We start from the raw sequence: 14,161 nt of genomic DNA on the forward strand, positions 1-14,161 counted from the left end.
TTTTACAAAAATCATGCCTTACAATATGAGAAATTTTAGCCGTTATTTTAGCATCATTCTTTTATTTTTCTCTTTGAATACTGTGTTTTCTCAAAAAGGGAAATTTGAAATCAGAGAGGGACATTTCTTCTTAAACGGAAAACCGTTTACCATATATTCCGGAGAGATGCATTATCCGAGGGTTCCGTCAGCATACTGGAAGCATCGTTTGGAAATGATGAAAGCAATGGGTTTAAATACGGTTACTACTTATGTTTTCTGGAATTACCATGAAGAAGCTCCCGGAAAGTGGAATTTTTCGGGAGAGAAAGATCTGAAGAAGTTTATACAAACTGCACAGGAAGTTGGTTTATATGTTATCATCCGTCCTGGCCCTTATGTGTGTGCAGAGTGGGAATTTGGAGGTTACCCATGGTGGCTGCAAAAAAATAAGGATCTTGAAATAAGAAGGGATAATAAAGCTTTCTTAGAAGAATGCAGAAAATATATCAGTGAACTCGCAAAACAGATTGTACCCTTGCAGATCAATAATGGCGGTCCGGTGATTATGGTACAGGCTGAAAATGAATTTGGATCCTATGTGGCCCAGAGGAAAGATATTTCACTCGAAGAGCACAGGAAATACAGCCATAAAATTAAAGAAATGCTGTTGAAAAGTGGAATTTCGGTGCCGTTATTTACTTCAGATGGAAGTTCACTTTTTAAAGGAGGTTCTGTTGAAGGTGCTTTGCCAACGGCAAACGGAGAGAGTGATATTGATGTTTTAAAGAAAAGTATCAATGAATATAATGGAGGCAAAGGTCCCTACATGGTTGCAGAATACTACCCGGGATGGCTTGATCACTGGGCAGAGCCTTTTGTTAAAGTTTCTACAGAAGAAGTCGTAAGGCAGACCGAGTTGTATATAAAAAATGGGATTTCTTTTAACTACTATATGATTCACGGAGGGACCAACTTTGGGTTTACCAGTGGTGCCAATTACGATAAGGACCATGACATACAGCCGGATATTACCAGCTATGACTATGATGCCCCAATCAGTGAAGCGGGATGGGCTACTCCAAAATATAACGCACTGAGAGAAAGTTTTCAAAAAATACAACAGAACAAGCTTCCGGATATTCCAAAGCCGATACAAGTGATCACTATTCCATCCATTAAATTTTCAAAAGTAAGCTGCCTTTTTGATCTTACCGATCGTATGAAACCTGTTAAGAATGCTAAGCCACTTACGTTCGAAGATCTTAATCAGGGAAGCGGATATATTCTGTACAGAAGGAAATTTGAAAAAGAACAGAAGGGGAAATTGGAAATTAAAGGATTAAGGGATTATGCCAACGTTTATATTAATGGAGCATGGAAAGGAGAGCTGAACAGGGTCAACAAAAAATATGATCTTGACGTCGAAATCAAGTCCGGTGACCGGTTAGAAATTCTGGTTGAAAATATGGGCAGGATCAATTATGGGGCAGAGATCGTTCATAATTTAAAAGGGATTATCAGTCCGGTTGAGATCAATGGTAATGAAATTTATGGAAATTGGGAAATGCTTCCATTGCCTTTTGATACCTTTCCTCAACATACTTTTAAAAATAAACCTATTGCAGCTCATTCACCCGTAATTCAGGAAGCTGAATTTACACTTGATGAAACAGGAGATACTTTTCTTGATATGAGAAGCTTTGGAAAAGGAATCGTTTTTATCAACGGGAAAAATGCAGGGAGGTACTGGAGCACAGTAGGTCCTCAACAGACCCTTTATATTCCCGGAGTATGGTTGAAAAAGGGAAGAAACCTGATTCAGATTTTTGAACAGATTGATTTTCATCATACCGTGAGCGGTATTGATCATCCTATTCTTGATCAGATCGTGAAATAATTGTTAATTTTAGAAATTTTATTACTTCTTATTTATTGTTTGTTTTAATTTATTGTGAAATATTTATTTTTATATTGGTTTTGAATGAAAAATTAATTAATTTTAATAAAAACTAAAAACAGAACCATAACTTCAGACTCAAACCAGGATATTACACAAAGGTGTAATTGATTTCAATTCGTTTTCTGTTGAAATTTGTTTCAAACAAACATTGACATGAGCATTTCCATAGCCATAGTAGAAGATGAGAAAAACTACAACAATGCGTTGAAGAAGATCATCAATTATCAGAAAGATATGAAGGTGATCGCTCAGTTTTTTGATGGCAATGATGCTATGAAAAATCTGCCAGATATTTCTCCGGACGTAGTGATGATGGATATCCAGCTCCAGGATATGCTGGGTATCGAAATCATAGAAAAACTGCGAAATGATATGCCCCAAACCCAATTTATCATGTGTACCAGCTTTGATGATGATGAAAAGGTCTTTAATTCCCTGAAAGCCGGAGCTATGGGTTATCTTGTTAAAGGGGAAAGTATGGATAAAATTCTGTCATCAATCCGTGATGTGTATAACGGAGGGGCTCCTATGAGTTTTTCCATTGCCCGAAGAGTACTTCAGCATTTCGAAAAAAAACTTCCGGAAATCAAAGGCTTTGATGAACTGACCGAAAGGGAAAAAGAGGTCCTTGAACTTCTATCACAGGGACTCCTATACAAAGAAATTGCAGACAAAAAATTCATCAGCATCGATACCGTCAAAAAACATGTCGGGAATATCTACAGAAAACTTCACGTAAACAATAAGGTGGAGGCTATTAATAAATTTAACCAATCAAAAAACTAAGAAATCATGGAAAGACTTAAGCAAGAACTATTGAATGAAGTTGAAAATTTACAATTTGTAAATCTGGAAAATTTAGAAAATATTTTTTTAAAAGAATCAAATGTCGCAAGGACTGTACTCCCATGGCATTATGTAAAAGTGTATTATGCAAAATATTTATTCGTAGCGCAGTATTGTGATCCCGAAAGTGGAGAACCTTTTTTTACAAATAATTTTAAGATTAGTGCAGATGAGATGAATAGGATTGTAAATGATAATAAAAACAAACGATATCTGCATTTCTTTTTCTGCAATGTAAAACTACCTGGTGGAAATGATTTAGGATTGATACTTAGATTTTCAGATATAGAAGACTATGAAAATAATGGAAGCTATGATTCAGAAACAGATAATTCCTATTTCATAAGTAATGGAGGAAGAGCAAATTTATTAGATAAGGCTATTCAGTTTAGCAATATTATCTATGAATATAAAAATGGAATAGGGACTATAATTGAGAGTGACTCTTCCAAACAAAAGCTGACAAATTATATAACCTATGAGATGGCAAATATTCACATGTTTAATGGATTTGAACATGAATTAACTTTCGAGTTAATTTGTAAAGAAGAAGTGGAAGAAATAGAAGAAGCAGAAGAGAAATTTAGAATAGGATTGGTGGTATACATAAAAGATAAAGATAGAATACATCATACAAATACCCAAATGAAGAAAGATTACTATGAAGGTTATTATGACGCAGGTGATTTAAAACCTTAATGAAATGTTAATAGGAATTATTTATAAAATAGTATTATTATTCCCTTTAATAAAATCTTTCAATCTGGGTAGAAAATCTTCTTTTTCTGCCCAGAATTATATATTTATATATTTATTATTAACTTTTATTAATGAATGGTTCTCTTTTATTAGAGATCAATTAAATCCGGATGTAAAAGTAGGGTTTCAATATCACCTGTATTTTATATTTTGTATCGTGTTTTTTCATTTTTTTTATTCCTTTAGGTTTAAATATTCTTTAAAACAAATATCTACATTGGTGACGTTACTTTCCTTTAGCTATATATTATTTTTTACTAATTTCTTAGGACGTGATTTTGATAAAAAGGTAGGAATAACAGTTACTTTATTTTACATCATTATTTCTTTGCTTTGGTATTATCAAAAAATATCTTTTTTTGATAAATATAAGATTACTGATGATCCTGCATTTTGGATCTCAACAGCCTTGTTAATGTGGAGTTGTTTCTTTATTTTCAGAGTAACACCTATGTTTTTTTTTGCGAAAAATGATAACGAGTTTCTTCAATTTTTAAAAATTGGACAAAATATCATCAATATCATCATGTATAGTATGTTCTATTTATCATTAATTAAATATGAAAAACAAATTAATTTATGACACATATTCAGGATGATATAAAATTAGCTTATATTATTGCTATTTCAATAATGATGTTATTTGTTGCCTTTATTGTCTTAATTGTTGTTTTGTATAATAAAAGACAGCTTTTTTTTATTCAGCAGCAACAACTCAAAGAATCCGAACATCAAAACCAGCTCCTCCAAAAAGAACTCGAAAAACAAAAAATACTGGAACAGGAGCGTGAGCGTATTTCCCATGACATGCATGATGATCTCGGCGCAGGAATTTCCGCATTGAAACTTCAGGCAGAATTTCTGAAACAGAAAGCAGAAGATGAAGATTTGCAGAGCGATATTGATGAACTTCTGAAAACTTCAGAAGAAATGAATATCTCTATGCGGGAAATGCTCTGGAGCCTGAATTCCGGAAATGATACCCTGGGAAGCTTTATCGATTACGCTATTCTTTACACCGGAAATTTTTTAAAGAAAACAACAATAGTGGTGCATTCAGAAAGTGAAGATATCATGAGTGACACCCCGATTTCTACAGAATTGAGACGGAATCTTTTTCTATGCCTGAAAGAAGCAGTCAATAACGTATACAAGCACAGCCATGCCAGCACTCTGAAACTTTCATTTCTTCAGGAAAAGAATATATTTTCTATGAAGATTTCGGATAATGGAATTGGCGTTCCTGAAGACCAGCCAAAAGGAAATGGACTCAGGAATATGAAAAGAAGAATGGGTGAATTGTCTGGTGAGTGCAAAATTATATCGGAAGGTGCCGGAACCTGTCTCATTTTCAAAGTAATATTATAATACTCCTTTTGTGTAATTGACCCATAGGTTTTAAGGAAGAAATTTGGCATACAGAATTAACAGCTCTGAAACTTTTACAGGATAAAAACTCACTTTCAAGAGTGAGTTTTCTGGTTATGATTTTCTTATTTTAAATCCCGGATCTTCCACAAAGAAATTGCAGGATTATCATAATATAAATTAACTAAAATTTAACTTGGAATTATCTCAAAAAAATAGCTTGAAATACCCCTGAAAGTTAAATTTTGATTAAATTTGTCTAAACTAAAAAAATTAAAAAATGAGTGCAATTTCTTACATAGAAGCAAGACAGATTTTAGATTCCAGAGGTAACCCTACCATTGAAGTAGATGTATTTACAGAAAGCGGGGCCATGGGCCGTGCAGCAGTTCCTTCAGGAGCATCTACAGGAGAACACGAAGCGGTGGAATTACGTGATGGTGGTTCAGAATATCAGGGAAAAGGAGTTCTGAAAGCTGTTGAAAATGTAAAAGAAGTAATTGCAGAGAATCTGGTTGGACAGCCGGTTTTCGAACAAAATTATATTGATCAGATCATGATTGATCTTGATGGAACGCCAAACAAAGGAAATCTTGGTGCTAATGCTATTCTTGGGGTTTCTTTGGCAGTGGCAAGGGCTGCAGCTGCAGAATTGGGAATGCCTCTTTATAAATATGTAGGGGGTGTAAATGCCAACACACTTCCTGTTCCAATGATGAATGTAATCAACGGAGGATCTCACTCAGATGCTCCTATCGCATTCCAGGAATTCATGATCATGCCGGTAAAAGCAGATTCTTTCTCTCACGCATTAAGAAAAGGAACTGAAATTTTCCATAACCTGAAATCAATTCTTAAAGGAAGAGGCCTTTCTACAGCAGTAGGAGATGAAGGAGGTTTTGCTCCTACCTTCAATGGAACTGAAGATGCTTTGGATACATTACTTCAGGCGATTGAAAAAGCAGGGTATAAACCTGGTGATGACATCATGCTGGCATTAGACTGTGCTGCTTCAGAATTCTACAAAGACGGAACTTACGACTACAGAAAATTTGAAGGGGATAAAGGAGCTCACAGATCAAGAGAAGAGCAGGTTTCTTATCTTGCTGAACTGGCTGCCAAATACCCGATTATTTCTATCGAAGACGGAATGCAGGAAGATGACTGGGAAGGTTGGAAACTGTTAACAGATAAAATCGGTGACAGAGTACAGCTGGTAGGTGACGATTTATTCGTAACCAACGTAGACAGATTGTCAAGAGGAGTAAAAGAAGGTATTGCTAACTCAATTCTTGTAAAAGTAAACCAGATCGGTTCTCTTTCTGAAACAATGGCTGCTGTACAAATGGCTCAGAACAACAAATTCACTTCAGTGATGTCTCACAGATCAGGAGAAACTGAGGACTCTACCATTGCTGATTTGGCGGTTGCAATGAACTGCGGACAGATCAAAACAGGTTCGGCTTCCAGATCAGACAGAATGGCAAAATACAACCAGCTATTAAGAATTGAAGAAGCTCTTGGTGAAACTGCAATTTTCCCAGGTTTAGAGGCATTTAAAATCAAAAGATAATCGAATTTATAAATAACGGCAAGCGATAATTTTTGTTTGCCGTATTTTATGGAAAGTAGTATATTTAAAAAAAATAAATAAATAATGTCAGACAACAAAGTAATATTGAATTACGCAGGTAATTCATATGAATATCCAATCGTGGATAGTACTATCGGAGACAGAGGGATTGATATTTCAAAATTAAGAGACCAGACAGGTTTGATCACTCTGGATTTAGGTTACAAAAATACAGGGGCTACCATTAGCGACATCACTTACTTAGACGGAGATAAAGGAGAATTATTCTACAGAGGTTATCCAATCGAACAGATTGCTGAAAAATCTAACTTCACAGAAGTAATGTATCTTTTATTACATGGAGAATTGCCTACTCAGGATCAGTATACTTCTTTCGAGAACAACATTAAAAAATATAACTTTATTGCAGACGAGATGAAAAAAATCATCGATGTTTTCCCTCGTTCTGCTCACCCTATGGGAGTTTTATCTTCTTTAACTTCTGCTTTGACTGCTTTCAACCCGAAAGCTGTTAACGTAAACTCTAAAGAAGAAATGGATCATGCTGCTGAGCTTATGATTGCTAAGTTCTCTCACCTTTGTGCATGGACTTACAGAAAGACTCAAGGTTTGCCATTAAACCACGGAGATAACAACCTGAACTATGTAGAAAACTTCTACAAAATGGCATTCAGATTACCAAACGCTGATTTCGAAATCGATCCGGTAGTAGTAAATGCTTTAGATAAATTATTAATCCTTCACGCAGACCACGAACAAAACTGTTCTACTTCTACTGTAAGAATGGTAGGTTCTGCTCACACAGGCCTTTTTGCTTCTATCTCTGCAGGGGTATCCGCACTTTGGGGACCACTTCACGGTGGTGCTAACCAGGCTGTAATCGAAATGCTTGAGCTTATCGAGAAAGATGGTGGTGACGTATCTAAATATGTTGCTAAAGCTAAAGATAAGAACGATAACTTCCGTCTAATGGGATTCGGACACAGAGTATACAAAAACTTCGATCCAAGAGCGAAAATCATCAAGAAAGCTGCTGACGATATCCTTAAAGCATTAGGTATCCAGGATAAAGCGCTTGACATTGCTATGCAGTTAGAAAGAGTTGCGCTTGAAGATGAGTACTTCGTAGAAAGAAAACTATATCCAAACGTAGACTTCTATTCAGGTATCATCTACAGAGCATTAGGAATTCCTACAGAAATGTTTACTGTAATGTTTGCACTAGGAAGACTTCCGGGATGGATTTCTCAATGGAAAGAAATGAGACTGAAAGGAGATCCGATCGGAAGGCCAAGACAGGTTTACCAAGGCGCTCAGCAAAGAAACTATATCGACATCGCAAGCAGATAATATTTGCTTATACCATAAAAAATCCCAAAGCTTGCTTTGGGATTTTTTATTTAACATGTTGTCTGAAAAAAATAAAGTGATGTTCAATGGAGTTTTTCCAATATTCTGTATTATGATTCCCCGGCTGAGAAATAAATGTAATGGGAATTTTCAGGCTATCAGCAATATCCTTTATTTCAATGGTGGAAGGATAAAGGATATCTTCCGAACCGCAATCTATTAAAAAAGGATTCCCTTTATTATAGGTTTTTAGCAATGTTGAAATATTATACTGCTTCCATTCTTTCGGTGAACCTAATATTTTGTTCAGATCATAAGTAATCCTTTCTGTTTTAAAGAACTGCAGGCTCGCGTTCCTCATAATGTCAGGATCCAGAGAAAAAGCTCCACTTGTGCTTCCTGCGGTATTGAAATAATCCTGATGAAGCAGAAAATATCGGATAGCACCATAACCTCCCATACTCAACCCGCTGATGAAAATATTTTTTTTGTCAATATTGAAGTTTTTATGAACCTTGGGAACCAGTTCCTTAAAAAAGAAATCTTCAGCTCTTGCCCCTTTATCATAAGGACTGTTTATATACCATGTTGTAAATCCATCCGGGCAGACAATGATCATTTTGTATTGATCAGATAACCTCTGAAGATCGGTTGTTTGTGGCCATTGAAGATAATTTTCACTATAACCGTGTAATAAATATACTAAGGGATATTTTCCTTTCTCGTTATAGGTTTTAGGTTTGAAAATAAATACCGTATCCGGTTTTGATATAAATTCGGATTTTAAAATCCATTTTTCCTGTGCTTTGATCAGTTGCAGGCTCATCACAAGACCAATAATCAACAGGATGTTTTTTGTACTCATAATTTTGTAATTTTAATGTAAATTTCCGCAAGCTGTCTGTGGATTACAATAACGAACAAAATTGTGAGTGATAATTATGAGAAAAGAAACTTCAACCAATGCGGCAAACGAACAGTTTTTGTTCGGTATTTGTGAACTGAATTCCGCGGTAAGTGTCATCAGTGGACGTTGGAAGTCACAAATTATTTATTCGATATCAGAGGGAAATAACAGGTTTCATCTTTTAAAGAAAGAACTGACCAATATTTCTGAACAGGTTCTGGGGAGGCAGCTGAAGGAATTGGAAATCCATAAAATTATTATTAAAAAAGAAATTCCCGATACTATTCCTGCCGGAATTGAGTATGTACTTACAAATAAAGGGGAAGACCTTATCCCGATTCTGAAAAACTTATGTGAATGGGGCAAAGAATATGCAGATGGAAAAGAGATATTGATCTGTAATATTTCTTAGAAAAATATATATGTTGTTGAAATTGAATTCAATAATTTATTAATTTTACCTTTATGAAATTATTGGGAGCTCAAAGCCGGATGATTGAATAATCAGGTATTATAAGAAGCTGTTTTACTGCTGTTCCCATTGTATAAAATAAATAACTGTATTATCATGACTTTCGGACAACAGATGCTATTTTTCTTCAGTGCAGTAGGAGCATTCAATGGACTTCTGCTGGGCATTTATCTGCTGTTTGTTAGAAAACTGAAATATCTCCCGGATTTTTTCCTTGGACTTCTTTTGTTGATGCTGAGCACCAGAGTAGGAATTGCTGTATGCATCTATTTTTATCCTGATTTACCAAGAATTATTCCGCATTTGGGGCTGTCTGCCTTATTTTTTACCGGACCGGCACTGTATTATTATGTGAGATCCTCCTTCCTTCAAGAACAGTTTGATTGGAAAAGCTGCCAGAAATGGTTTGGAATGCTCACACTAATTTTAGGAGCTGTCGGTTTATTATATCTGCTTTTCCCTGTTACATGGGAACATTATTTTGGAACATTTATTTATACCATTTGGTCTATATTTGTATTCCTTACAGTTTATCAGTACTATAACTTTTCAAAACAAAATCACAAGAGCCCGAACAAATTTGTTCTTCCGGTACTGATCAGCAATGTGATCATTTTCCTGACATATCAGCTGATCTCAACAGGCTGGGTAAAGATGTACTGTGCAGGAGGAAGCCTGGTATTTTCATTTGTGCTGTATGCTAACTTTTTGATTTTCTTCAATAAAAAATATCAGCAGCTTCCGGTGAAAGAAGCCGGCAGATACTCCAATAAAAAGATCTCCGAAGAACAGGCCGATAGCTTTTCGTCCAGATTAGAGCGTTTGATGCATACAGAAGAACTCTATAAAAACCCCAACCTTAAGTTGAATGATCTGGCATCCAGAATGAATATTTCTGCCCATCAGCTTTCACAGCTGCTGAATGATAATCTGGGTAAAAGTTTTTCTATCTACATCAATGAATACAGAATCAATGAAGCCTGCGAAATGATAGAAAGCGGCTCTTATCTGAAAATTGAAGAGATAGGATATGAAGTGGGATTTAATTCCAAATCGACTTTCTTTTCTACATTCAAGAAAATTAAAAATACAACCCCTCTTTTGTATAAACAGTCGCAAACCTTTACTGACACTAGGTTTCAGAGTTCAAATTTATAATTCAGTACTGCGGAATTTTAATTTCAAAACCGCTTTTTTACTCCAGGCCCATACTTTTGATTTCATAAAATTTAAAATCTATGATCATCAAATTATGGCTTCTGCTGCTTCTGCTATTTTTGTCAATTTTTGGAAAAGCGCAGGAAGCTGCTAAAGTAAAAATTCCGGATTCTCTTTCTGAGGTAAAATCTTCAACAACAAATATTTCAGAAGTCATTATTCAGTCAGCTGCCCGAAAAACGAAACTGAGTAATGGCAATCTTGTACTTTCTGTTGCAGGAAACAAAGATTTTAAAACCTCTGCCCATCTTCTGGATGTTTTGAGAAAAACACCTGGCGTGACCGTGGACCAGGAAGATGGAATCCTTATTGGAGGCAGGGTTACTCCCGCCGTTTTTATTGATGGGAAGCCTGTTGTTATGAGCAATCATGAGCTGCAGGCCTATTTGCGGTCTTTGTCCCCTGAAATGGTTGAATCGGTTGAGGTGAATACCAATCCGTCTTCTAAATACGATGCGGAATTTAAAGGAATTATTGATATTAAACTGAAAAAGAATGTCAGCCTTGGCTGGAAAGCAAGTTATAATGGCAATATATACATTAATAAATTCAACTATCGGGAAAATGCACTCAATATTTCTTATCATACAGGTAAAGTGACATACAATTTGCAGGCAGGCTATAATGAAGGAGTTTCAACCTACCGTTATCACGCCTTGCAGCGATTGGCTAATACCAATATCATGCGTACCCAAACCTACCAGGAAGAGTTTGGAGAAGTTTACAATGTCCTGGCAGGGGCAGACTTCAGACTGAATGATAAGAATCGGTTTGGCCTCAATATGAGAGGTAATTTTCGGAATAATGACAGAATACGCAACGGATCACTTTATACCACTGACAAAACTGAAACCCAACCGGTATTGAATACTGTCAGTGAAAACCCTACAGATTATTCTCAGGACAACTATGGAGTGACAGCCGATTATTCTTTCCAAAATAAGGGATTTAAGCTTAGTTTCTTAGGAAATTATCTTTCAGTTAAAAATAAACAAAATGATGATTTCATCAATAAAGATAGGGGTACAGAAAATCTTCTCTCGTATTGGAAATCTGACTTGATTAATAAAATAGATATCTATACTGCTCAGATCGATGTTTCACAGAAAATGGGTAATACAGATCTTGAAGCAGGAGTAAAATACAGCAATTCAGACACTCAAAACAATATCAGGTATGATACATTATCTGCAGGAAATCAGTTCGTTTTTGATCCTTCGAGGAGTAATGTATTTTCATACAAAGAAAAGATTTGGGCAGGTTATCTAGCATACAGACAGAAAATAGGAGGCTTTCAGATCAATGCAGGGTTAAGATTTGAAAATACAAACAGTATTTCAAATGCGATTACTGCGGACTCTGTGGTTTCCAGAAACTATCTGAAGTGGCTGCCGTCTTTGAGTGCCAGCTATACTTTTAATACATCCAGTGAACTTTCTCTGTCTTACAGCAGAAGAATAACAAGACCTGTTTTTTCACAGCTTAATCCCTTCAGGTTTTATTTCAGCCCGTTAAACTATTGGATAGGTAATCCCTATCTGTTGCCTTCCTTTACCAGTCAGATTAAAGCGACCTATCGTTATAAAAACTGGGTGATAAGTTTTACTATCGGGAAAGAAAAAGATGTTATGACACGGTATCCTCTTTACAATCCGGAAACAAATGTACTGGAATACTTAGGAACCAATCTTCCGTATCGGAATTTTGCTACGCTGGAAACCAGTTTTCCGGTCAGGATAACAAAATGGTGGAATATGACCAGCCAGATTGCAGGGTATTACAATTATGAATTCAGGCCCTATCTGGATGAGGTTTTTGCATTGAATATTTATAATTACGAAGTGAGGATCAATCAGGTATTTTCGCTTCCTAAAGGATTTACTGTAAATGTATTTGGTGCTTATGAATCTAAAACAGGAAACAGTCTTTATAGTATTAAACCACGATATACTGTAGATGTATCAGTGCAAAAGGCATGGTTTGATAATAAACTGAACACAAAAATAGGTTTTAATAATCTTTTCGATTCTTACGATCAGAGACTGGAATTCAGGCATAAGCAGATTATGGATAACCGTTTTACCCATTGGTGGGACAGCAGCAGGCTGGTATTTTCACTCAGTTATAACATAGGAAGTTCAAAATATCAGGTCAAAGAGACCCAGAAGACGGAAGAAGAAAACAGAACCAGATAACAAAGCCGGCTTAAAAAAAACCGGCTTTTAATTTTATTATGGGCATTGGCATCTGTCGCATGTCCAGATATAACATTTTCCTGTGTCATCCCATTCACAGCATCTTTTGACTGTTGAGATTGGAGCGCCTCCCATTACAGATTTTTGTTGGTCTCTTCCTAATTTTTGTGCGTTTTTCAGCACCGGATTGTTCTTGTTCATAACTTTGATTTTTGGTGTTAATAGTTAAGTTTTTATTGTATATAATTTCGCGAAAATTATATCACTAATATAGGAAATTAAATAATATAATTATCTGTTTTTTTGTTCTTATGCAGATGGAAAATAGTAAGTTGCAGATGTTTTTGGAGCTATTCACTACAGTTGGCTGAACATACAAGGAAATTTTGTTGAAGAGCGTTGGTTTTGACAATCAAATTTAATGCATAAAATAATCCAAAAGTTTTACAGGTAGAGACCTTTACTTATATTTGTAGTATTGCATAAATCTTTATGAGACTAAACATTAAAAACGAAACGGGCAGACTGAAATCAGTAGTTCTAGGCCAGCCTAATTCATTGGGACCGGTTCCCACACTAGAGGAAAGTTATGACGCAAAGTCATATTACTCAATCGAACACAATATTTATCCTAAAGAAGAGGATATTATCAATGAAATGAACGCTTTTGAAGCGGTTTTAAAAAAGTATGACGTTGAAGTATTGCGTCCCAGTATCATCAAAGACTATAACCAGGTTTTTTCAAGAGATGTAGCTTTTGTAATAGATGATAAGATGATCATTTCCAATGTGATCGCAGACAGAGCAGATGAACAGGAGGCCTACAAGAGCGTTTTTGAGAAAGTAGCATGGAGAAAGATCATCAATCTTCCGGAAACTGCACATATCGAAGGAGGAGATGTGATTGTATGGAATGATTTTATTTTCATCGGAACCTGCTTCAGCGAAGATTACAGAAACTATAAAACGGCAAGAACGAATGAGTATGCCATTGAAATTTTAAAAGAATATTTTCCAAAGAAAAGAATCATTGATCTGGAACTGAAGAAAAACGATAAGGTTCCTTTTGAAGGGATTCTGCATTTGGATTGTACATTTAATCCGGTAGGAGAAGACAAATGCATCATTTATAAAAACGGATTTGTAGACGAAAGCGACTACCGTTTGATCATTGATATTTTCGGAGAAGAAAACTGTTTCCATATCAATGATGAAGAAATGTTTGAAATGTTCCCGAATATTTTCTCCATTTCTCCTGATGTAGTGGTTTCAGACAAAGCATTCACAAGAATGAATAACCACCTGAGAAATGAATGGGGAATGACAGTAGAAGAAATCCCTTACAGAGAAATCTCCAAAATGGGTGGATTGTTGAGATGTTCTACAATGCCGCTTGTGAGAGAGTAATTGAGTGGGATAGTTTTAGTGTTTGAGAGTGACGGCATTTTAGAGTCTGAGAGTTAGAGTGTTGGTGGGTTTGAATATTTTTTTAATTTTAAAAAAATATTTG

The 14,161-nt window shown here is 35.6% G+C and carries 13 protein-coding genes; 11 read left to right on the plus strand and 2 right to left on the minus strand.

Annotation, left to right across the window (positions count from 1 at the left end):
• Nucleotides 1–25 precede the first annotated feature (25 nt).
• The 7 genes from CRS_RS17915 to CRS_RS17945 all read left to right on the plus strand — a co-directional run bounded on the left by CRS_RS17915 (nt 26) and on the right by CRS_RS17945 (nt 7,859).
• Entirely contained in the window at nt 26–1,879 is a 1,854-nt protein-coding gene (locus CRS_RS17915) for a beta-galactosidase family protein (RefSeq protein WP_142725341.1), read from the plus strand.
• Between the two features lie 216 nt (nt 1,880–2,095).
• Nucleotides 2,096–2,728, plus strand: a complete 633-nt coding sequence (locus CRS_RS17920; protein ID WP_142725342.1) for a response regulator transcription factor — start codon at nt 2,096–2,098, stop codon at nt 2,726–2,728.
• Between the two features lie 6 nt (nt 2,729–2,734).
• The gene (locus CRS_RS17925) at nt 2,735–3,487 is read left to right on the plus strand and encodes a hypothetical protein (RefSeq protein WP_142725343.1); all 753 of its coding nucleotides are present in this window, start codon (nt 2,735–2,737) and stop codon (nt 3,485–3,487) included.
• Between the two features lie 4 nt (nt 3,488–3,491).
• A complete protein-coding gene (locus CRS_RS17930; RefSeq protein ID WP_142725344.1) occupies nt 3,492–4,130 on the plus strand; it encodes a hypothetical protein in 639 nt (212 codons plus the stop codon).
• A complete protein-coding gene (locus tag CRS_RS17935; RefSeq protein WP_142725345.1) occupies nt 4,127–4,915 on the plus strand; it encodes a sensor histidine kinase in 789 nt (262 codons plus the stop codon). The genes CRS_RS17930 and CRS_RS17935 overlap by 4 nt, the downstream gene beginning before the upstream one ends.
• Nucleotides 4,916–5,195: 280 nt before the next feature.
• The gene (gene eno, locus CRS_RS17940) at nt 5,196–6,488 is read left to right on the plus strand and encodes a phosphopyruvate hydratase (protein WP_142725346.1); all 1,293 of its coding nucleotides are present in this window, start codon (nt 5,196–5,198) and stop codon (nt 6,486–6,488) included.
• An 84-nt stretch (nt 6,489–6,572) separates the two neighbouring features.
• A complete protein-coding gene (locus CRS_RS17945) occupies nt 6,573–7,859 on the plus strand; it encodes a citrate synthase (RefSeq protein ID WP_002983296.1) in 1,287 nt (428 codons plus the stop codon).
• Nucleotides 7,860–7,905: 46 nt separating this feature from the next.
• Here CRS_RS17945 and CRS_RS17950 read toward each other — a convergent pair whose 3' ends face one another.
• On the minus strand, nt 7,906–8,724 hold the full coding sequence (locus tag CRS_RS17950) for an alpha/beta hydrolase family protein (protein ID WP_142725347.1): 819 nt from the start codon (nt 8,722–8,724) through the stop codon (nt 7,906–7,908).
• 76 nt (nt 8,725–8,800) lie between these two features.
• Between CRS_RS17950 and CRS_RS17955 the strand changes: the two genes are divergently transcribed.
• The 3 genes from CRS_RS17955 (at nt 8,801) to CRS_RS17965 (ending at nt 12,651) form a co-directional block, all read left to right on the plus strand.
• Nucleotides 8,801–9,178: a helix-turn-helix domain-containing protein gene (locus tag CRS_RS17955; protein ID WP_142725348.1), complete on the plus strand. Its 378-nt coding sequence runs from the start codon at nt 8,801–8,803 to the stop codon at nt 9,176–9,178.
• A gap of 156 nt (nt 9,179–9,334) precedes the next feature.
• On the plus strand, nt 9,335–10,396 hold the full coding sequence (locus CRS_RS17960) for an AraC family transcriptional regulator (protein WP_142725349.1): 1,062 nt from the start codon (nt 9,335–9,337) through the stop codon (nt 10,394–10,396).
• Between the two features lie 80 nt (nt 10,397–10,476).
• A complete protein-coding gene (locus tag CRS_RS17965) occupies nt 10,477–12,651 on the plus strand; it encodes a TonB-dependent receptor domain-containing protein (RefSeq protein WP_142725350.1) in 2,175 nt (724 codons plus the stop codon).
• A gap of 36 nt (nt 12,652–12,687) precedes the next feature.
• Here the strand turns inward: CRS_RS17965 and CRS_RS24515 are convergent, their stop codons facing one another.
• Nucleotides 12,688–12,852: a hypothetical protein gene (locus CRS_RS24515; protein ID WP_172617099.1), complete on the minus strand. Its 165-nt coding sequence runs from the start codon at nt 12,850–12,852 to the stop codon at nt 12,688–12,690.
• Nucleotides 12,853–13,143: 291 nt separating this feature from the next.
• Here CRS_RS24515 and CRS_RS17970 point away from each other — a divergent pair, with 291 nt between their 5' ends.
• On the plus strand, nt 13,144–14,058 hold the full coding sequence (locus tag CRS_RS17970; RefSeq protein ID WP_142725351.1) for a dimethylarginine dimethylaminohydrolase family protein: 915 nt from the start codon (nt 13,144–13,146) through the stop codon (nt 14,056–14,058).
• The last annotated feature ends 103 nt before the right edge of the window (nt 14,059–14,161 follow it).

This window comes from Chryseobacterium sp. ON_d1 (assembly GCF_006829085.1).
In the GTDB taxonomy this organism is placed as follows: Bacteria; Bacteroidota; Bacteroidia; order Flavobacteriales; family Weeksellaceae; genus Chryseobacterium.

Excerpts from the sequence above, each read along its gene's own strand:
- CRS_RS17915 (WP_142725341.1), top strand. The coding sequence starts at position 26 with ATGAGAAATTTTAGCCGTTATTTTAGCATCATTCTTTTATTTTTCTCT.
- CRS_RS17920 (WP_142725342.1), top strand. The coding sequence starts at position 2,096 with ATGAGCATTTCCATAGCCATAGTAGAAGATGAGAAAAACTACAACAAT.
- CRS_RS17925 (WP_142725343.1), top strand. The coding sequence starts at position 2,735 with ATGGAAAGACTTAAGCAAGAACTATTGAATGAAGTTGAAAATTTACAA.
- CRS_RS17930 (WP_142725344.1), top strand. The coding sequence starts at position 3,492 with ATGTTAATAGGAATTATTTATAAAATAGTATTATTATTCCCTTTAATA.
- CRS_RS17935 (WP_142725345.1), top strand. The coding sequence starts at position 4,127 with ATGACACATATTCAGGATGATATAAAATTAGCTTATATTATTGCTATT.
- eno (WP_142725346.1), top strand. The coding sequence starts at position 5,196 with ATGAGTGCAATTTCTTACATAGAAGCAAGACAGATTTTAGATTCCAGA.
- CRS_RS17945 (WP_002983296.1), top strand. The coding sequence starts at position 6,573 with ATGTCAGACAACAAAGTAATATTGAATTACGCAGGTAATTCATATGAA.
- CRS_RS17950 (WP_142725347.1), bottom strand. The coding sequence starts at position 8,724 with ATGAGTACAAAAAACATCCTGTTGATTATTGGTCTTGTGATGAGCCTG.
- CRS_RS17955 (WP_142725348.1), top strand. The coding sequence starts at position 8,801 with ATGAGAAAAGAAACTTCAACCAATGCGGCAAACGAACAGTTTTTGTTC.
- CRS_RS17960 (WP_142725349.1), top strand. The coding sequence starts at position 9,335 with ATGACTTTCGGACAACAGATGCTATTTTTCTTCAGTGCAGTAGGAGCA.
- CRS_RS17965 (WP_142725350.1), top strand. The coding sequence starts at position 10,477 with ATGATCATCAAATTATGGCTTCTGCTGCTTCTGCTATTTTTGTCAATT.
- CRS_RS24515 (WP_172617099.1), bottom strand. The coding sequence starts at position 12,852 with ATGAACAAGAACAATCCGGTGCTGAAAAACGCACAAAAATTAGGAAGA.
- CRS_RS17970 (WP_142725351.1), top strand. The coding sequence starts at position 13,144 with ATGAGACTAAACATTAAAAACGAAACGGGCAGACTGAAATCAGTAGTT.